This is a genomic window from Streptomyces sp. NPDC058985, assembly GCF_042740985.1.
Classification (GTDB): Bacteria; Actinomycetota; Actinomycetes; order Streptomycetales; family Streptomycetaceae; genus Streptomyces.
This window is the reverse complement of the sequence record NZ_JBHYJX010000002.1, coordinates 121,263-140,242: the sequence shown is the minus strand read 5'-3', so window position 1 is coordinate 140,242 and position 18,980 is coordinate 121,263. Positions and strand designations below refer to the sequence as shown.

Sequence of the window (18,980 nt, the reverse complement as noted above, 5' to 3'; positions counted from 1 at the left end):
CGCCCTCGGCGGCCTTACCGACCGTCGTGGCGCCCGGCACCTTCTGTACCGCGGAAGCGGCCGCGTGCAACGGCCGCGGGAGTGTCTGCGCCGACTTCTGCTCAGCCATGACTGTTCGTCCTCGCCCTGTCCGTGCGGTGGGAAACCCTGGGAACATCACCTTCCGCACAACTCCGCGTTCCCGCACCTCGGGCGTCACCCCGACGGCGTCACCCCGACGGGGCCGCGGCACGCTCCAGGGCGATCGCGTGCAGCCTCTCCAGCCGCTCCCGGGACTCCTCGTCGGCGGGCGCGTACGTCACCATCCGGGGTCCGGCCCCGGGCCCCAGCCACAGGTCCGTGTGGTCGAGACGGAGCCGCCCGACGTACCGGTTGAGGAACTCCTTGCGCTTGCCGCGGTGGGCGAGTACCTCGTGCCGGTCCCACACCTCGCGGAAGTCCGGCGACTGCGTCCGCAGCCGTTTCAGCAGCATCTTCCAGGCCGGTTCGCCGAGATGACCGGCCATCGAGGCGCGGAACCGGGCGGCCATCAGCCGCTGGGTCTCCTCCAGGTGGACGATCGAGGACCGCCACGGCTCGTGGGTGAAGGAGAGGACCATGCAGTTGCGGTCCTCGGGCGGCACCGCGTCCAGGTCGCACAGCAGCAGCCCGTACGTGCGGTTGTGGGCGAGGATGTCGTAGCGGCTGTTCTGCACGCACGCCGGAAAGGGCTCGAACTGCTCCAGCAGGGCGCGCAGCGCCGGGGTGACGGCCGGGCAGACCGTCGCGGGCGTCGGGTCGACGGCTCCCGCCAGCTGGAAGAGGTGGGCGCGCTCGGACGGGTCGAGCAGCAGGGCGCGGGCGAGGGCGTCGAGGACCTGCACGGAGACCTGAATGTCGCGGGCCTGCTCCAGCCAGGTGTACCAGGTGACGCCGACGGCCGAGAGCTGGGCGACCTCCTCGCGCCGCAGCCCCGGTGTCCGGCGGCGGCGTCCGCGGTCCAGCCCGACCTGCTCGGGGGCGATGCGTTCGCGGCGGCTGCGCAGGAAGGCCGCGAGTTCGTGGCGCCGGACCTCCGAGCCCGTGTGCCCGGGCCGGGCCCCCGGCGCCGTCTCCTGGGCCGTCATCGTCGTCATTCCTCCAGCGTGCCGCGGTCCGGACCCTGTTGCCAGGTACTTCTTCTACCAGGACAAGGAGACTCTGGTACCACCCTGGAAAGGGTCGCAGGCTCGTCCACGTGACCGAAACCATCACTTCACGTCCCGTCCGTGCGACCGTGCCGGCGCCATCCGTGCTCGGCGGCCTCGGACTCTTCACGGTGCTGCTGGCCGCGGCACTCCCCTTGATCGACTTCTTCATCGTCAACGTCGCCCTGCCCACCATCGGCGCGGACCTGTCCGCGGGCGAGGCGGTCCTGGAACTCGTCGTCGCCGGGTACGGGGTGGCGTACGCCGTCCTGCTGGTCCTCGGCGGCCGCCTGGGCGACCTGTTCGGCCGGCGACGGCTGTTCCTGGGCGGCATGGCGGCCTTCGGACTGACCTCGCTGGCCTGCGGGCTGGCCCCGGACGCCTGGACGCTGGTGGCGGCCCGGGTGGCGCAGGGCGCCGCGTCGGCCGCGATGCTGCCGCAGGTGCTGGCCACCATCCAGGCGACCACCTCCGGCCCCCGGCGCGCGCGGGCCATGGGCCTGTACGGTGCCACGGCCGGCCTGTCGATGGTGGCCGGGCAGATCCTGGGCGGCGTGCTGGTCGCCGCGGACATCGCCGGCACCGGCTGGCGCTCCGTCTTCCTGGTGAACGTGCCGGTCGTCCTCGTCGGCCTGTTCCTGGCCGTCCGCGCGGTCCCGGAGACCCGCTCCGCGCGCCCGGAGCCGGTGGACGTCGCGGGCACCCTGCTGCTGGCGGCGTCGCTGCTGGCCCTGCTGGTACCGCTCACCGAGGGCCGGGCGGCCGGGTGGCCGCTGTGGACATGGCTGTCGCTCGCCGCCTTCCCGCTCTTCGCGTGGGCCTTCTACGCGGTGGAGCGCCGGGCCGACCGGTCGGGCCGGACACCGCTGGTCCCGCCGAGCCTGTTCTCGATCGTCCCGCTGCGGCGCGGGCTGCTGCTGCTCGTGCCGTTCTCGATCGGCTTCAGCGGCTTCATGTTCGTCATCGCGGTGGCGTTGCAGCAGGGCGCGGGCCTGGGCCCGGTGGCCGCGGGGCTGACCCTGGCGCCGCTGGCGGTGACGTTCTTCCTCGGCTCCCTCGCCGGCCCCCGGCTGGTCGCCCGCTACGGCACCCGCGTGGTCACGGCCGGCGCCGCCCTGCAAGGGGTGGGCCTGGCGCTGATGACGCTCGCGGCGTGGCGTTCCTGGCCGGACCTCGGCCTGGTCGAACTCCTCCCGGGCGCGGCGGTCGCCGGGGCGGGCCAGGCGCTCCAGCTCCCGGTGGTCTTCCGGATCGTCCTCTCGGAGGTCCCGCCCGAGCGCGCGGGCGTGGGCAGCGGCGTCATGATCACGGCCCAGCAGTCGGCGCTGGCCCTGGGCGTGGCCACGCTGGGCACGCTGTTCCTCTCCCTGGTCCCGGGCGCGGGCATGGGCGACGCGCTGGTGATCACCCTCCTGGTACAGCTGGCGACGGTGGTACTGACCGGCCTGCTGAGCCTGCGCCTGCCGCGGACGATCGACTGAGCCCCGCCTTCCTGGTCCAGACCTCTTGACGAAAGGTCTGGACCACACCACTGTCATGCCTACGACATTCTCGACACCTCACCGCACCCCCACCGGGAGGCCCGGCATGACCCGCCCCAAGGTCCGCCGCACGATCCGTCTACTGGCCGCCGCACTGGCGGCCACCGTCCTGGCCCCGCTGGGGGCCACCACCGCGTCCGCCGCACCCTCACCCGCCCCCGCGGCCGACACCTGCGCCGTGAAGTCCAAGCCCGCCGGCAAGGTCCTCCAGGGCTACTGGGAGAACTGGGACGGCGCCGCCAACGGCGTGCACCCGCCCTTCGGCTGGACGCCCATCACCGACTCGCGCATCGGCACCCACGGCTACAACGTGCTGAACGCGGCCTTCCCGGTCATCCGCTCCGACGGAACGGCCCTGTGGGAGGACGGCATGGACAGGGGCGTGAAGGTGGCGACGCCCGCGGAGATGTGCGCGGCCAAGGCGTCCGGGCAGACGATCCTGCTCTCGATCGGCGGCGCGACGGCCGGCATCGACCTCAACTCCACCGCCGTCGCCGACCGTTTCGTCGACACGATCGTGCCGATCCTGAAGAAGTACAACTTCGACGGCATCGACATCGACATCGAGACCGGCCTGACCGGCAGCGGCAGCATCGGCCGACTCTCCACGTCCCAGGCCAACCTGATCCGCATCATCGACGGCGTACTCGCCCGCATGCCCGCGAACTTCGGCCTCACCATGGCCCCGGAGACCGCCTACGTCACCGGCGGCAGCGTCACCTACGGCTCCATCTGGGGCGCGTACCTCCCCGTCATCAAGAAGTACGCGGACAACGGCCGCCTGTGGTGGCTGAACATGCAGTACTACAACGGCAGCATGTACGGCTGCTCCGGCGACTCCTACCCGGCCGGCACGGTCCAGGGCTTCACCCAGCAGACCGACTGCCTGGACAAGGGCCTCGTCATCCAGGGCACGACGATCCGGGTGCCCTACGACAAGCAGGTCCCGGGCCTGCCCGCCCAGCCCGGCGCGGGCGGCGGCCACATGTCCCCGTCCCTGGTGGCCCAGGCCTGGAACCACTACAACGGCGCCCTCAAGGGCCTGATGACGTGGTCCCTCAACTGGGACGGCTCGAAGAACTGGACCTTCGGCGACAACGTGAAGTCACTCCAGGGCCGCTGACGAACGAGCAGGTCCCCGAACGCCAAAGGCCCACCCCTCACCCGACCGAGTCGGGTGGTGGGTGGGCACAGGCCCGGGGGTCCAGGGGGCGGAGCCCCCTGGTACCTCAACCGAAAAGAACGGTCAGCACCCGACCAGCCGGGACGCCAGGTACCCCTCGATCTGGTCGAGAGACACCCGCTCCTGCTTCATCGTGTCCCGCTCACGGACCGTCACCGCATTGTCGTCGAGCGTGTCGAAGTCGACGGTGACGCAGAACGGCGTACCGATCTCGTCCTGCCGCCGGTACCGGCGCCCGATCGCCCCGGCGTCGTCGAACTCGATGTTCCAGTTCTGCCGCAGCGCCTGCGCGAGCCCCTTCGCCTTGGGCGAAAGCTCGGGGTTGCGGGACAGCGGCAGCACGGCGACCTTCACCGGGGACAGCCGCGGGTCGAGCCGCAGCACGGTGCGCTTCTCCAGCTTGCCCTTGGCGTTCGGCGCCTCGTCCTCGATGTACGCGTCGAGCAGGAAGGCGAGCATCGCCCGGCCGACACCGGCCGCCGGCTCGATGACGTACGGCGTCCAGCGCTCGCCGGCCTCCTGGTCGAAGTAGGAGAGGTCCTGGCCGGAGGCCTTCGCGTGCGAGGAGAGGTCGTAGTCGGTGCGGTTGGCCACACCCTCCAGCTCGCCCCACTCGCTGCCGCCGAAGGAGAACCGGTACTCGATGTCAGCGGTGCGCTTGGAGTAGTGGGAGAGCTTCTCGGCCGGGTGCTCGTACCAGCGCATGTTCTCCTCGCGCAGGCCCAAGCCCGTGTACCAGTTCCAGCGCTGCTCCATCCAGTACTCCTGCCACTTCTCGTCCTCGCCCGGCTTGACGAAGAACTCCATCTCCATCTGCTCGAACTCGCGGGTCCGGAAGATGAAGTTGCCGGGCGTGATCTCGTTGCGGAAGGACTTGCCCATCTGGGCGATGCCGAACGGCGGCTTGCGGCGCGAGGTGGTCTGCACCTGGGCGAAGTTGGTGAAGATGCCCTGCGCGGTCTCGGGCCGCAGGTAGGCGACGGAGCCGCTGTCCTGGGTCGGGCCGAGGTGGGTGGAGAGCAGACCGGAGAACTGCTTGGGCTCGGTGAAGGTGCCCTTGTTGCCGCAGTTGGGGCAGTTGAGGTCGGCCAGGCCGTTCTCGGGAGCCTTGCCCTTCTTCTCCTCGTAGGCCTCCTCCAGGTGGTCCGCGCGGAACCGCTTGTGGCAGGAGGTGCACTCGGTCAGCGGGTCCGTGAAGGTGGCGACGTGACCGGAGGCCACCCAGACCTCGGGGGCCAGGATCACGGAGGAGTCGAGACCGACGACGTCCTCGCGCGAGGTGACCATGTAGCGCCACCACTGGCGCTTGAGGTTCTCCTTGAGCTCGACACCGAGCGGACCGTAGTCCCAGGCGGCGCGCTGACCGCCGTAGATCTCACTGCAGGGGAATACGAAGCCACGGCGCTTGCTCAGGCTGACGATGGTGTCGATCTTGTCGGCGGCCACGGTGCTCTCTTCATTACGACGACGGTGACTGACTGGTGCGGCGCGAAGCGCCTCGATGAGGGGTGGTGGTCGGGAGACGGGCGGGCGAAGCGAGATGCTTCCAGAGAATGCTTCAGGTTACCGGCGTGGACTGCCCCTCAACCAAATCGGGTCCACGTCCGCCTCCGAAACATCATTGTTGACAACCGTTTCCATATTCAGTGAAAATGAATGCCATGAACGCACGACGACGCCGCATATCCGGCATAGCACTCACCGCGGCCACCGCCCTCGGCCTCGGCACCCTTACCGCCTGCTCCGGCGACGACGGCGAGGCCGCGGTCGGCACGGACAAGTTCGACGTCGTCGCGTCCTTCTACCCGATGCAGTATCTCGCCGAGGAGATCGGCGGTGACCACGTCAACGTCACCACGCTCACCGAGCCCGGCCAGGAGCCGCACGACCTGGAGCTGAGCGCCAAGCAGACCGCCGAGATGGGCGAGGCCGACGCGGTGCTCCACCTGTCCTCGCTCCAGCCCGCCGTCGACGAGGCCATCGCCCAGTCCGACGTGAAGACCAAGATCGACGCGGCGAAGCTGACGAAGCTCGAGGACCACGGCGAAGTGGAGCACGACCACGGCGGCGAGGGGCACGCCGAGGAGGAGCACGCCGAAGAGGGCCACGCGGAGGAGGAGCACGCCCTCGACCCGCACGTCTGGCTGGACCCGGTGAAGTACGCCGAGATCGCCGAAGGCGTCGCCGCGGCCTTCGAGAAGGCCGACCCGGACAACGCCGCCGACTACCGCGAGAACGCCGACGCCCTGGCGAAGAAGCTGGACGGCCTGAACACCGCGTTCGAGGACGGGCTGGCGAACACCGACTCCAAGGTCTTCTTCACCAACCACGCCGCCTTCGGCTACCTCGCCGAGCGCTACGGCCTCACCCAGGAGGCCATCACCGGTGTCAGCCCGGAGAGCGAGCCGAGCCCCGCCCGGATCAAGGAGCTGCAGAAGGAGGCCAAGGCCGACGGCGTGACGACCGTCTTCTACGAGACCCTGGTCTCCGACAAGACCGCCAAGACCCTCGCCGATGACGCCGGCCTGAAGACCGACGTCCTCGACCCGCTGGAAGGCATCACGGACAAGTCCAAGGGCGACGACTACGTCCAGGTCATGGAAGCGAACCTCAAGGCACTGCAGGCCGCCCTCGGCGCCAAGTGACCGCCACGACCGCCACGGAGGACATCGTGAGCGACGAACCCGTCATATCCCTGCGCGGCGTCCGTGCCGAGCTGGGCTCGCGCCCCGTGCTGCGCGGCATCGACCTCACCATGGGACGCGGTGAGGTCGTGGCGCTGCTCGGCGCGAACGGCTCGGGCAAGTCCACGGCCGTGCGCACGCTCATCGGCCAGGTGCCGCTCACGGCCGGCCAGGTCGAGCTGTTCGGCACCGCGCGCCGCCGCTTCCGCGACTGGGCCCGCGTGGGCTACGTCCCGCAGCGCACCACGGCCGCGGGCGGCGTCCCGGCCACGGTCGACGAGGTCGTCTCCTCCGGCCGCCTCTCCCGCGCCCGCCTCGGCATCCTCCGCAGGGCCGACCGCGAGGCCGTACGCCGGGCCCTCGTCCTGGTCGGCATGGCCGACCGCGCCAAGGACTCCGTGAACGCCCTCTCCGGCGGCCAGCACCAGCGGGTACTGATCGCCCGCGCGCTCGCCGCCGAACCCGAGCTGCTGATCATGGACGAGCCGATGGCCGGGGTCGACCTGGCCAGCCAGGAGGTGCTGGCCGAGACCCTCACCCGGCAGGTCGCGGCCGGCGCCACGGTCCTCCTCGTCCTGCACGAGCTGGGTCCTCTGGAGCCCTTGATCGACCGGGCCGTGGTGCTGCGTGACGGCTGCGTCGTGCACGACGGCCCCCCGCCCGAGGCGGTGGGGCAGCACGCGCTGCCCGGCCACGACCACGTACACCCGCACGCGCCGGTGGACGCCGCGCCTCTGCGCACCGGACTGCTGAGCTGAGAAGCCCATGGAAATCCTGAACTACGCCTTCATGCAGCGGGCCCTGCTGGCGGCCGTCCTGGTCGGCATCACGGCTCCCGCCATCGGCATCTACCTGGTACAGCGCCGCCAGGCCCTCATGGGCGACGGCATCGGCCATGTCGCGATGACCGGCGTCGGCCTCGGCTTCCTGCTGACCTGGTCCCCGGTCTGGATGGCGACCCTGGTCGCCGTTCTCGGCGCGGTCCTCATGGAGCTGATCCGCTGGTACGGCAAGACGCACGGTGACGTCGCCCTCGCCATGCTCTTCTACGGCGGCATGGCCGGCGGCGTGATGTTCATCAACCTCGCGCCGGGGGGCTCGAACGCCAACCTCACCTCGTACCTCTTCGGCTCCCTGTCCACGGTGTCCGAGTCCGACGTGACGGCGATCTGCCTCCTGGCCGCGTTCGTGGTCCTCGTCACCGTCGGCCTGCGGCGCCAGCTCTTCGCGGTCAGCCAGGACGAGGAGTTCGCCCGCGTCACCGGCCTGCCGGTGCGTGCGCTGAACCTGCTGACGGCCGTCACGGCGGCGGTCACGGTGACGGTCGCGATGCGCGTCGTCGGACTGCTGCTGGTGTCGGCGCTGATGGTGGTCCCCGTGGCCGCCGCGCAGCAGCTCACCCGCAGCTTCGCCGCCACCTTCGCGATCGCCGTGGCCATCGGCGTCAGCGTGACGATCGGCGGCACGGTCTCGTCGTACTACCAGGACGTGCCGCCCGGCGCGACCATCGTGCTGCTCACCATCGGGGCCTTCGTCCTGCTGACCCTGCTGGCCGCTCCGCTGGCCCGCAGACGCGCACGGGCCGCCACCGCGGGCAAGGGCGCCGACGACCCGGCGGGGTGCGGTATTCCCGCCACTCGTGGAGCCGACGACGGCATCGGCGTCTGACGAGCGGACGCCGGACTGGCACAATGGCCCGGCAAGCCGCAGACGTGAGGAGGAACCGGTGACGACCGCTGGACCGCCCGTGAAGGGCCGCGCCACCCGGCAGCGGGCCGCCGTGTCGGCGGCGCTGCAGGAGGTCGAGGAGTTCCGCAGCGCGCAGGAACTGCACGACATGCTCAAGCACAAGGGCGACTCGGTCGGACTCACCACGGTCTACCGCACCCTGCAGTCCCTCGCCGACGCCGGCGAGGTGGACGTCCTGCGCACCGCCGACGGCGAGTCCGTCTACCGCCGCTGCTCCACCGACGACCATCACCACCACCTGGTCTGCCGGTCCTGCGGCAAGGCCGTCGAGGTCGAGGGCCCCGCGGTGGAGAAGTGGGCCGAGGCCATCGCCGCCGAGCACGGCTACGTCAACGTCGCCCACACCGTGGAGATCTTCGGCACCTGCGCCGACTGCGCGAAGGCCGGCGCCTAGGCCTTCGCGACGCACCCGGCCCGGACCCCCGCGGCCGGCCGCACGCCGACGAGCACCACCGCCGACACAACCGCACGACCGGCCTACGGAAACCACGAGACCGGCAGGCCGCGAGACCGACAGGCCGGCTGGCCACGAGGCCGCGAGGCCGCGAACCCACCAGACCGCGGCACCGCCAGGCCGGCAGACCACCAGACCGCGTGACCGGCTGGCCCGAGCCCACCAGGCCCCAGGCCCCAGGCCCCAGGCCCCACACTCCAGGCCCCACACTCCAGGCCCCAGGCCCCAGGCCCACAATCCACCCGGCCGACAGGCCTGCGGGCCTGCGGGCCTGCGGGCCACCAGACCGGCAGGCCACCAGACCACGAGACCGCCAGACCGCGGCACCGCCAGATCGCGAGACCGCGGAACCGCGGAACCGCGGAACCGCGAGGCCACCAGACCGGCAGGCCGCCAGACCACGAGACCGCGAAACCGGCTGGCCACCAGCCCACCAGACCCCAGCCGCCACACCGCCAAGCCCCAGGCCCACGATCCACCCGGCCGACAGGCCTGCGGGCCTGCGGGCCTACGGGCCGTCCGGTGGTGGCGTCGGCGGGCGGTCGGTGGGGCCGGGGGGCAGGTTCGCCGCCGCCAGGAGGAGGACCACCGCGGCGATGACGAACAGGGCCCGGCCGGTGCCCAGCGGCACCAGCAGCAGGGTGCCCAGCGTGCCGCCGGCGAAGATCCCGGCCACCGTCGCCGTCCACCGCGTCCTGGCCAGCCGCTGCCCGCCCGTCATCCCCCGCAGCGCCGCGCGCGGATCTCTCAGCACGTCGTTGACGAGCTGGGCGATGGCGGTCTGGCTCAGCAGCGTCGGCATCCCCGGTACGTGCACGCGCAGCGCCGTGGAGGCCCGCAGCCCCATGGCCAGCGCCACCGTCCCGACCACCACGAGGTCCGCCCCGGCCACCGCGCCGGTGCCGTGCCGCCCCACGGCCACGCCACCGGCGAGCACCAGCAGCAGGCCCTCACCGGCCAGCCCGACCGCGAACCAGGGCCGCCCGCGCGCCGCGAGCCACGTCAGCAGCACCGCGCCCACCGCGGCCCCCACCAGGAACGCCCCGATGGCGGTGGCGGGCCGCGCCACCGGCACGTCGCCCTCCCCGGCCAGCGCGAACGACAGGAACAGCACGTTGCCGGTCGCCAGCGCGCAGAAGACCTTGCCCATGGTCAGGAAGCTGACGGCGTCCACGGCGCCCGCGAGCACCGTGAGCACGGTCATCACGGCCGTACGCCGGACGTCGGGCGGGGACGCGGAGGGCTCCTCGGGCATGCCGTCAGCATGGGCGGGGCGGCGGGACGGTCGGCGCGACCGGCGCGGCGACACACCCCGAAGCACCCGAGCGCCCCAGCGGGCGCCCGCCGCTACGCCTGCCTGCCCTCCATGGCGAGCAACTCCTCGTTCGGGATGGCCCCGCCGAACCGCCGGTCGCGGGAGGCGAACTCCAGGCACGCCCGCCACAGGTCGCGCCGGTCGAAGTCGGGCCACAGCACGTCCTGGAACACCATCTCGGCGTACGCGCTCTGCCAGAGCAGGTAGTTGGACGTGCGCTGCTCGCCGCTGGGCCGCAGGAACAGGTCCACGTCCGGCATGTCCGGGTAGTAGAGGTACTTCGCGAGAGTCTTCTCGTTGACCTTCGACGGGTCGAGCTTCCCGGCCCGCACGTCCTCGGCGAGAGCCTGCGCGGCGTCGGCGATCTCGGCGCGGCCGCCGTAGTTCATGCAGAAGTACAGCGTCAGCCGGTCGTTCTCCTTGGTCTGCTCCTGGGCGACCTGGAGTTCCTTGGCGACGGACTTCCACAGCCTGGGCATCCGGCCCACCCAGCGCACGCGGATCCCCAGCTCGTCGAGCTGGTCGCGGGTCTTGCGGATGAAGTCCCGGTTGAAGTTCATCAGGAAGCGCACCTCGTCCGGCGACCGCTTCCAGTTCTCGGTGGAGAAGGCGTACAGCGAGATGTTCTGCACGCCCATCTCGATCGCGCCCTGGAGCACGTCGAGCACCCGCTCGGCCCCGACCTTGTGCCCCTCGGTCCGCGGCAGCCCGCGGTCCTTGGCCCAGCGCCCGTTGCCGTCCATGACGATCGCCACATGCTCGGGGACCAGCTCACCGAGGCCCGGGGGCCGCGCGCCGGACGGGTGCGGCTCCGGCGTCCTGTACTCCCGGCGCTGCCGCCCAAGGATCCCGCGTACCGCCATGTGTCTCTCGTCTCCTCGTACTGTGGTTCTGCGTGGTTCTGCGTGTTTCTGCCTAGGACTTCTCGACGTACCGCAGGGAGCGCAGGCCCCGCTCCAGGTGCCAGTGCAGATAGGCGGACACCAGCCCGCTGCCCTCCCGCACGTACCGCGGCTCGCACGCGTCCGCGGTCCCCCAGTCTCCCGTGAGCAGCGCCCCGAGCAGTTCCAGGGCCTGCGGCGAGGGTACGACGCTGCCGGGCACCCGGCAGTCGGCACAGACGGAACCGCCCGACCCGACCGAGAAGAACCGGTTCGGACCGGGCAGGCCGCACTTCGCGCAGTCCCCGAAGGTCGGCGCGTACCCGTTCACCGCCAGCGAGCGCAGGAGGAACGCGTCGAGCACGAGGTTCGGCGCGTGCTCGCCCCGGGCGAGGGTGCGCAGCGCGCCGACGAGCAGCAGGTACTGCTGCACCGCCGGCTCGCCCTCGTGGTCGGTGAACCGCTCGGCCGTCTCCAGCATGGCCGTCCCGGCGGTGTACCGGGCGTAGTCCGTGACGATCCCGCCGCCGTACGGCGCGATGGTCTCGCTCTGCGTGCACAGCGGCAGCCCGCGCCCGACCAGCTCGCTGTTCTTGGCGAAGAACTGCACGTCGACATGGGAGAAGGGTTCGAGGCGGGCCCCGAACTTCGACTTCGTCCGCCGCACCCCGCGTGCCACGGCGCGTACGCGTCCGTGACCGCGCGTGAGCAAGGTGATGATCCGGTCCGCCTCACCCAGCTTCTGGGTGCGCAGCACGATGCCGTCGTCGCGGAACAGACTCATGCCGCCCATTCTCGCGCATGCCCCGGGGCGCCTCGCCACGACCGCGGACATCGGGGTGCGCCGCGGAAAACCCGTTGGCGGCCCACGGCGAGCGCTGCTACTTTCCCGGTGGCCGTGCGACAGAGCGAGGAGGTGGTACCCGTGAACGTTTCGACGTGGGTGCTCCCCTCCGGGGTCACGGTCGGGCGATAGGTCGTCCGGGAGCGCCGTTCCAGCGCACTCCCGAAAGGCACGACCATGCACTTCACTTCCGAACGACGCCTCGACGACGGTGTCGTCGCCCGCGACTTCACCCTCGGCGAGATCCCCGGCACCCTGTGGACGCCGGAATCCGCATCCGCCGCACCGGTTCCGCTGGTCCTCATGGCCCACAACAACGGCATGGCCAGGACGGAGCCCCGGCTGGTGGCCCGGGCCCGGCACACCGCGGCGGCCGGCTACGCGGTGGCCTCCGTCGACGCCGCCGGATGCGGTGACCGGCCCCGTTCCGCGGCCGACGAGCGGGTACGCGCCGACCTCCGCCGGGCGATGCGGGCCGGGGAGCCGGTCGACGAGATTTTCGAGTCGCTGGTCGGCCCGCTGGTCGAGAACGCGGCACCGGAATGGCGGACCGCCCTGGACGCCCTCCTCGCGCTGCCCGGGATCGGCGGCCCGGTCGGGTACTCGGGGTGGATGGCCCTCGGCATCCGCCTCGCGGTGGACGAGCCGCGCGTCGCGGCCGCCGGCTTCTTCGCCGGCGGATTCGTGCCCCGCGCCCAGCGCGAGGAGGCACGGCGGGTCTCCGTTCCGCTGCTGGTCCTGCTGCAGTGGGACGACGAGGGGAACCCCCGGCAGCGGGCCCTGGACCTCTTCGACGCCTTCGGCAGCAAGGAGAAGACGCTGCACGCCAACATGGGCGGGCACACCGGCACCCCGTGGTTCGAGGTGCAGGACGGGGACAGGTTCTTCGGCCGGCACCTGAAGTAGGGCCGCGGCTGGGGTGGTTCCTCGGGTAAACCCCCGTATGGAGAGGGTTGTTGCCCGGATGGGGGCGGCGCCTCGGATCCGTGAGGCTCGTCGTATGACGCAGCGCAAGCGAATCATCCGCGACGCCGCCCTCGTCGGCGTCTCCACCGCACTCCTCGGGATCACCGCGCCGGTCACCGCCTCGGCCGCGACCGCGGACCCGGCCGGGACCCTCACCTGGACGGACTGCGGCGGGGGCGCAGTCGACCCCCGTCAGCAGTGCGCCACGCTCCAGGTGCCCATGGACCACGCCGATCCCGGCGGCCCCCGTATCGACATCGCCGTCTCGCGTATCCGGAGCGAGGATCCGGACGCCCGGCGCGGGACACTGCTGCTCATCCCCGGCGGGCCGGGCGGGTCCAGCCTGAACGACCCGTCGGGGAAGGGGCAGAAGCTGCCGCAGAGTGTCCGGGAGGCCTACGACCTCGTCGGGTTCGCGCCGCGCGGGCTCGCCCCCTCCGCCTCCGTCGACTGCGGGCTGGAGACCGCCGACCTCGCCACCTCCAGGCTCCGCCCCTGGCCCGCCCCCGACGGCTCGATCGACGCGAACCTCGGCACCGCCCGGCGCATCACCGACGCCTGCCTGCGCAACGGCGGCGAGCTGATGCGGCACCTCAGCACCGCGAACGAGGCCCGCGACCTCGACCGTCTCCGGGCCGCGCTCGGCGAGCGGAAGATCTCCGCGTGGGGGGTGTCGTACGGGACGTACGTCGGCGCGGTGTACGCGCAGCTCTTCCCGCACCGCACCGACCGCGTCGTGCTGGACAGCAACGACGACCCCGACCCGGCCCGCGTCGGCCGTGCCTGGCTCGCCGGGCACGAGCAGGGCGTGGAGGACACCTTCCCGGACTTCGCCGCGTGGGCGTCGCGGCCGGGCAACCCGGACCGCGTGGCGCGCCGTGCCGCTGACGTACGGCCGCTGTTCCTGCGGCTCGCCGCCCGGCTGGACCGCGAGCCGATCCCCTGGCCGGGAGCCAACCCGGAGGAGCTGAACGGCAACGTGCTGCGCCAGACGATGCTGGACAGCCTGGACCGCCCCAGCGGTTATCCCACGCTCGCCAAGCTGATGCGGGCCGCGGCGCAGGGCACCGTGCCGCCCGCGCCCCAGGCGCCGCCCGAGTCCGTGCTGCAGAACGTCACCGCCGTGGGCGTCGGGACGCTCTGCAACGACGTCGCCTGGCCGAAGTCGCCCGCCGTGTACCGCAAGGGCGTCGCCGAGAGCCGCGCGAAGTATCCGCTCACCGCCGGGATGCCCCGCAACGCGATGATGTGCGCCGCCTGGCCGTACCCGCCGCGCGAGGCGCCGGTGCGGATCACCGGCCGGGGGCCGTCCAACGTCCTGCTCGTCCAGAACGAACGGGACGTGAACACCCCGCTCAGCGGCGCCCGGAAGATGCGGGAGGCGCTCGGCCGGCGCGCGGTCATGGTCACCGTGGACTCCACCGGCCACGGCGCCTACCTCGCCAACGGCAACGCCTGCGGCGACCGGACCGTCTCCCGCTTCCTCGCGACCGGCGACCGGCCCGCGGCCGACGTGTACTGCCGGGACTGGACGCCCGGCACCACCAGCCCCGACTCGTAGGCCACGATGACCAGTTGCGCGCGGTCCCGCGCCCCCAGCTTGCCCATGATGCGGCTGACGTGGGTCTTGGCGGTCAGGGGGCTCAGGCCCAGGGAGTCGGCGATCTCCGTGTTGTTGAGGCCACGGGCGACCAGGGCGAGGACCTGGCGTTCCCGGTCGGACAGGCAGTCGGGGCCCGCGGTGCCCGCGGCGGGCGTCGCGGGGCTGCGCAGGAACCTTTCGATCAGGCGGGCGGTCGGTCCGGGCGGCAGGAGCGCGTCGCCCGCCGTCACCGTGCGGATGGCGTCGAGGAGTTCGGCGGGCCGGGTGTCTCGCCGCCCGGCAGCCGGTCCTGGATCCTGGCGACCGGCGTCGAGTCGGCGCCGGCCGGCAGGTAGTCGACGGCGCGGTCGCGCTGCACGTCCGCGAGTTCCGACGCGAACGGCGAGGTCATCGCCAGGACCGTGATCCACAGTCCGAGCACCAGCCAGGGCACGGCCCGCCGCCGCCCCCTCGTCTCCCCGCTTGTCCCTACGGCCCCCATCGGGGTGACGTGCGGGCGCCGTTACTCCCCAGGGAGTAACGGGAGTACCGGTGCGGGGGCGGTCAGGCCTGGTCGACCATCCAGTTGCCGTCCTCCTCGTCGTCGACGCGCACCTCCAGTTCGCGCAGGCCCATGCCCGCGTCCCAGAGTTCCCGGAAGCGCTTGAGCCGGTCCCGTACGTAGTCCTGGCGCGCGGTGAGGCGGGTCCGCACATTGACGTCGCGCAGGTCCTGTTCGATCTCGAACGACACCTCCTCGTCGTAGAGGATGAAGTCGTTGGTGGTGCCGCGCTGGAGGTGCGGGGGCAGTTCGGGCAGGACCGCCACGCGGACGTCGATGCGGCGCAGTTCCTGCTCCTCGCACAGCCGCAGCAGCCGGTCGTCGAGTTCGCGGGCGCTCTCCAGCAGGAACAGGCGGCGTACCGCGACGCCCTGTTCGTCGATGGCCGCCTGCTGGGCGTCGAGGTAGCGTCCGGCGGGCTCGCTGTTCCAGAACTGCCGGTCCACGGAGGTGCTGGTGGCGAGGATGGACTGCTCGGCGGCCCGGGTGAGGGTGAGCATCCAGTCGTGGTTCTCGCCGGGGCACTCGGCGCTCAGGTTGGTGAGGTCCGCCATGTGGCCGACCACCCGCTCCATCTCCAGGTGGACGAAGGTGTGCAGGATCGAGGGGCTGGGCAGCAGGACGTCGGCGAAGCCCTTGGCCAGGTCGGGCACGCTGTCGATGCGGACCGGGTCCAGCGGCGTCCCGGACTCGCCGGACCGGTGGTCCCCGTGGGTGACGTGCGTCTCGACGAGCTGCTTGACGTCCTCGGTGTACCGGGTCAGACCGGACTTCAGCTCGTCGTCGTACTGGTTCAGCCCGTCCCGTACGGCGGCGGTGTTCTCGGCGAGGGCGCTCTCCACCCGGCGGGTGTGCTCCTCCAGCCGCTCGTGGGCCGGGCGTGGGGCCAGGCCGAGCACGTACTGGACGAGTACCGCCGCGCCGGCGCAGAGGACGGCGGCCGCGAACTGCCGCAGGGTGCCGCCGTCGGGGCTGAGCAGTGCCGTGACGCTCCAGAAGAGGGCGCCGGCCACGAGGGCGACCAGCAGCATGCGCGCCCATGGGGACTCGCCCCTCGGGTCGGCCGGGCCCGGGGTGCGGGCCGTGTCGTCGGGTCGGGGTGACTGTGCCGTGCTCATCTCGCTTCTCCCCCCGTTGGGATGCGCGTCGGATCGGGGTGCGGGGATGTGCGTGGGAGGCGCTGGGTCCGGTCAGGGAGCCGGCTCCACCTCCCGGTGAGGTGCGGGGATGGCGTGCAGGGTGAGCTGGTCGCGGATGCGCTGCACCAGCGCCTGCCACTGCCGGGTGAAGCCGGGCCGTTCCTCCAGCGGGTCCCACAGCGGGGCCAGGTCCCGGGTCACCCGGGCCCGTGGCATCCACAGGTGCAGCAGGTGGTCCACGGCCGGCCGCAGCGCCCGTACGACGGCGCCGGCGTCCTGCGCGGGTGAGGCGCCGAGCCGGATGCCGTCGAGCATGCGGACGACGGTGGTGAGGAGCCAGTCGTGCAGGGCGAGGTCGTCGCAGAGCGCCGCGAGGTCGGCGCCGTCGGTGTCCTCGGGCACCCGCAGGCGTACGGTGCGCAGTTCGTCCTCGGCGAGGGTGAACCGTTCGAGGGAGGGGGCGTCCCCCGGGTCCGCGGGGAGGGCCACCCAGCGCAGCCGGGTGGGCCGGGAGCGGAAGGGCGGGCGCTGGTCGAGCAGGGGGTGGCGCAGCAGCCGGGTGAGCAGCCCGTCGGCGATCAGGCCGACGTCGAGGTCGCCGTGGCGTCCGCCGCCGAGCACGCCCTGCGCGACCGCCTCGTGCGGGAGCCTGCCGAGCGGTTCGACCACTCCGGGCCGCACCAGGTACTCGCCCCAGGGCCGCCGCTGGTCGGGACCGGCGGCGGGGAGGCGGCAGTACGCGGAGGTCTGCAGGACCCGCCCCTCGGTGAGCGCGGCGTGCGCGGTGACGGTGCCCACCGCGCGGACCCGGGCGCCGTTGGCGCTGGGCAGCGGGCAGTCGACGCCGGTGAGGGTGTCGGGGGAACGCGCGTAGAGGCCCGGGCGCTCGGAGAGCAGGACGCGTTCGTCGGCGCGCAGGCCGAGGAGCTGGGCGGCGGAGCGGATGTCGAGGGCCTGCCGGGCGGGCAGCAGGCAGGTGCGGATCTCGCCGCAGGCGAGGACGGCGGGCGGGGTGCTCTGCCGCGGCGCCATCTCAGGGCGCCGTGTAGAAGACGTAGGAGACGCGGTCGGCGACCGAGTCGGGGACGGCCGTGCGCTCGTTCCCGGAACGCTCGGCGACCTGCGCCAGCGCCCCCGGGTCGACCTCGATCTGGTCGAGGATCACACGCACCGCGTGTTCGACCGGGAGGAAACGGTTGGGCACGACGGAACAGGTCCGGTAGGCGGAGAAGGGGTCGGCGCGCGGGTTGAGCCGGACCAGGGAGGGCAGTTCGTCCCAGTCCTCGGGGAAGCCGGTGCCGGTGTGCGGCTGCGGGACGAGGACGGCCTCGCCGGCGTCGCGCAGCAGTCCGAGACGGGCGAGCTGCCACACGGCGGCGAGGAAGGGGCAGGACCAGGTGCGGCGCCCCTCGGCATCGTCGTTCCACAGTTCGACGTCGAGGAAGACGGAGTGGCGGCGGGCGGCGGTCTCCCGGGGCGGCTGCCAGTCGGGGGTCCGCTTCATCGCCTGGGCGGCGCGGACGACGGTGCCGCGGTCGCCGTTGGCGAGCCAGCCGGTCCGCGCGGTGGGCGGGCGCCTGCCGTAGCTGCCGGGGGCGGGCGATTCCACGATGCGGCCGGCCACCGCCTCCGCGACGGGCGTCTTGCCGGTGACGGCGCAGCCGGACTCGCGGGCCAGGTAGTCGACGGCGAGCCCGGCCCGTTCGGCCTCCGCGAGGAGCATGGGGACGACCTCGGCCGGGGTGGAGAACCGGCTGAAGTAGTCGTCGATCAGGAAGCAGGTGCTGATCCGGGCCCGCTTGCCGCCGGCCCGCGCGCCGGCCGCGGCCCGCGCCGCCTCCACCCAGGGCCTGACCTCGGCGAAGTGCCGCCGCAGCCGCTCCGGCCCGGCCTCGAAGTCCTCCATGTAGAGATGCCCCAGCTCCAGCGAGAGATGAGCCAGCGGCACCGACTGGGTACGCGCCTCGGCAGCGGTCTCCCGGAACACGGCGTCACTCACGGCCGCCCCCAATGCACGTCGTCCGTCAGGCGGCGGGCGATCTCCTCCAGGGCTCCCAGCGTCTCCTTGTTCGCTATCTGGGTGGTGAGCACGTCCTCCTCGGTGATCAGCTGCTCGCGCCACTGGAGTATCGGCTCCAGTGGTACGACACCGAGGACGACGCTGTCTCCGATGCGGTGCTCGGTGGCGAGCCGGCGCAGCGCCTTGTCACAGGCCTGCATCCAGGCGGTCTGGGCGGGTGAGCCCTGGGACCACAGCGGCGACTCGGGGTCGGGCACGGCCGTTCGTACGAATCGGATGGCGGCGCGCAGGGTCTCCTCGTCGTGGCCGCGTTCGACACCGCCGCCGATGATGCCGTGGTCGGCGTGGACCAGTCCGGAGGCGGCGATCACGTGCTGGCGGGTCCAGCGGTGGAAGACCAGCCAGCGGAAGGGGACGTTGCGCATGCGCGGGTGGGCGATGGCCGCGAGGACCATGTCGACGGCGTAGCTGCGGCCGGCGCTGAGGTCGACGACGGTGACGTCGAACTCGCCGTTGAGCTTGAGCAGCAGGTCGATGCAGCGCTCCAGGGCCTCCTCGCCGGTGGCGAACTCGCCGCCGCCGGCGTCGCCGGGGAACAGCACCAGGCGGCCGGACTGGTTGGGGCGGGCGCGCAGCAGGGGGTGCTCGGTCTGCCGCCAGACGTCGATGCGGACTGGTTCCGCGGTCTCGCCCTCCAGGTAGGAGTGGAGGCCGTGTTCCTCGGTGCCGCGCATGGCGCCGGGCACGTCGAAGACGGCGGCGGCGGTGGGTGAGCCGAAGTCGAAGTCGACGTAGGCCACGTGGTCGCCGGTGAGGGCTCGCTGGTAGGCCAGGTTGGCGCTGGTGACCGAGCGCCCCGTGCCTCCCTTGTCGGAGGCGGCGAAGACGAGCACG

Annotated in this window: 17 protein-coding genes and 2 pseudogenes; 8 read left to right on the top strand and 11 right to left on the bottom strand. The window is 72.3% G+C overall.

Annotation, left to right across the window (positions count from 1 at the left end):
• Positions 1-209: 209 nt before the first annotated feature.
• Positions 210-1,106 carry a helix-turn-helix domain-containing protein gene (locus ACFW01_RS02340; RefSeq protein WP_384502239.1) on the bottom strand — a complete coding sequence of 299 codons (897 nt, stop codon included), beginning with the start codon at positions 1,104-1,106 and terminating at the stop codon, positions 210-212.
• Between the two features lie 110 nt (positions 1,107-1,216).
• On the opposite strand from ACFW01_RS02340, the gene ACFW01_RS02335 reads away from it, so the two are divergent.
• A complete protein-coding gene (locus ACFW01_RS02335) occupies positions 1,217-2,647 on the top strand; it encodes an MFS transporter (protein WP_384502191.1) in 1,431 nt (476 codons plus the stop codon).
• A gap of 106 nt (positions 2,648-2,753) precedes the next feature.
• Complete coding sequence (locus ACFW01_RS02330; protein WP_384502190.1) at positions 2,754-3,830, top strand: chitinase; 1,077 nt, start codon at positions 2,754-2,756, stop codon at positions 3,828-3,830.
• A 123-nt stretch (positions 3,831-3,953) separates the two neighbouring features.
• Here ACFW01_RS02330 and ACFW01_RS02325 read toward each other — a convergent pair whose 3' ends face one another.
• A complete protein-coding gene (locus tag ACFW01_RS02325) occupies positions 3,954-5,336 on the bottom strand; it encodes a glycine--tRNA ligase (protein WP_234954510.1) in 1,383 nt (460 codons plus the stop codon).
• Between the two features lie 215 nt (positions 5,337-5,551).
• On the opposite strand from ACFW01_RS02325, the gene ACFW01_RS02320 reads away from it, so the two are divergent.
• From ACFW01_RS02320 to ACFW01_RS02305, 4 genes are read left to right on the top strand one after another with little or no spacing between them, the layout of a single operon-like run.
• Positions 5,552-6,535: a zinc ABC transporter substrate-binding protein gene (locus ACFW01_RS02320; protein ID WP_234954512.1), complete on the top strand. Its 984-nt coding sequence runs from the start codon at positions 5,552-5,554 to the stop codon at positions 6,533-6,535.
• A 26-nt stretch (positions 6,536-6,561) separates the two neighbouring features.
• On the top strand, positions 6,562-7,332 hold the full coding sequence (locus ACFW01_RS02315; protein WP_384502189.1) for a metal ABC transporter ATP-binding protein: 771 nt from the start codon (positions 6,562-6,564) through the stop codon (positions 7,330-7,332).
• A gap of 7 nt (positions 7,333-7,339) precedes the next feature.
• Positions 7,340-8,242, top strand: a complete 903-nt coding sequence (locus ACFW01_RS02310; protein ID WP_234954516.1) for a metal ABC transporter permease — start codon at positions 7,340-7,342, stop codon at positions 8,240-8,242.
• A gap of 58 nt (positions 8,243-8,300) precedes the next feature.
• Complete coding sequence (locus tag ACFW01_RS02305) at positions 8,301-8,717, top strand: Fur family transcriptional regulator (RefSeq protein WP_384502188.1); 417 nt, start codon at positions 8,301-8,303, stop codon at positions 8,715-8,717.
• A 568-nt stretch (positions 8,718-9,285) separates the two neighbouring features.
• Here ACFW01_RS02305 and ACFW01_RS02300 read toward each other — a convergent pair.
• The 3 genes from ACFW01_RS02300 to recO form a co-directional block, all read right to left on the bottom strand.
• Positions 9,286-10,032, bottom strand: a complete 747-nt coding sequence (locus tag ACFW01_RS02300) for a YoaK family protein (RefSeq protein ID WP_234954520.1) — start codon at positions 10,030-10,032, stop codon at positions 9,286-9,288.
• 92 nt (positions 10,033-10,124) lie between these two features.
• On the bottom strand, positions 10,125-10,955 hold the full coding sequence (locus ACFW01_RS02295; protein ID WP_234954522.1) for an isoprenyl transferase: 831 nt from the start codon (positions 10,953-10,955) through the stop codon (positions 10,125-10,127).
• A gap of 52 nt (positions 10,956-11,007) precedes the next feature.
• Positions 11,008-11,757 carry a DNA repair protein RecO gene (gene recO, locus ACFW01_RS02290; protein ID WP_161329502.1) on the bottom strand — a complete coding sequence of 250 codons (750 nt, stop codon included), beginning with the start codon at positions 11,755-11,757 and terminating at the stop codon, positions 11,008-11,010.
• Positions 11,758-11,994: 237 nt separating this feature from the next.
• Between recO and ACFW01_RS02285 the strand changes: the two genes are divergently transcribed.
• Both ACFW01_RS02285 and ACFW01_RS02280 read left to right on the top strand, forming a co-directional pair.
• Positions 11,995-12,723: an alpha/beta hydrolase gene (locus ACFW01_RS02285; RefSeq protein WP_234954524.1), complete on the top strand. Its 729-nt coding sequence runs from the start codon at positions 11,995-11,997 to the stop codon at positions 12,721-12,723.
• Positions 12,724-12,817: 94 nt separating this feature from the next.
• Positions 12,818-14,344 (top strand): alpha/beta hydrolase, encoded by a 1,527-nt coding sequence (locus ACFW01_RS02280; RefSeq protein ID WP_234954525.1) that lies wholly within the window; start codon positions 12,818-12,820, stop codon positions 14,342-14,344.
• On the opposite strand, the pseudogene ACFW01_RS02275 reads toward ACFW01_RS02280, so the two are convergent.
• The 6 genes and pseudogenes from ACFW01_RS02275 to ACFW01_RS02250 all read right to left on the bottom strand — a co-directional run.
• Positions 14,311-14,658 (bottom strand): annotated as a pseudogene (locus ACFW01_RS02275) (response regulator transcription factor); the annotation flags it as partial. The gene ACFW01_RS02280 and the pseudogene ACFW01_RS02275 sit on opposite strands and share 34 nt — an antisense overlap.
• Positions 14,655-14,867, bottom strand: a pseudogene (locus ACFW01_RS02270) (MMPL family transporter); the annotation flags it as partial. The pseudogenes ACFW01_RS02275 and ACFW01_RS02270, both read right to left, overlap by 4 nt.
• A gap of 62 nt (positions 14,868-14,929) precedes the next feature.
• Positions 14,930-16,045: a hypothetical protein gene (locus ACFW01_RS02265; protein WP_384502187.1), complete on the bottom strand. Its 1,116-nt coding sequence runs from the start codon at positions 16,043-16,045 to the stop codon at positions 14,930-14,932.
• A gap of 72 nt (positions 16,046-16,117) precedes the next feature.
• On the bottom strand, positions 16,118-17,098 hold the full coding sequence (locus ACFW01_RS02260) for an SCO2521 family protein (RefSeq protein WP_234954529.1): 981 nt from the start codon (positions 17,096-17,098) through the stop codon (positions 16,118-16,120).
• Between the two features lies 1 nt (position 17,099).
• Positions 17,100-18,065, bottom strand: a complete 966-nt coding sequence (locus ACFW01_RS02255) for an SCO2522 family protein (protein WP_234954531.1) — start codon at positions 18,063-18,065, stop codon at positions 17,100-17,102.
• Positions 18,062-18,979, bottom strand: coding sequence for an SCO2523 family variant P-loop protein (locus ACFW01_RS02250; RefSeq protein ID WP_234954684.1), 918 nt, complete (start codon positions 18,977-18,979; stop codon positions 18,062-18,064). The genes ACFW01_RS02255 and ACFW01_RS02250 overlap by 4 nt, the downstream gene beginning before the upstream one ends.
• Between the last annotated feature and the right edge of the window lies 1 nt (position 18,980).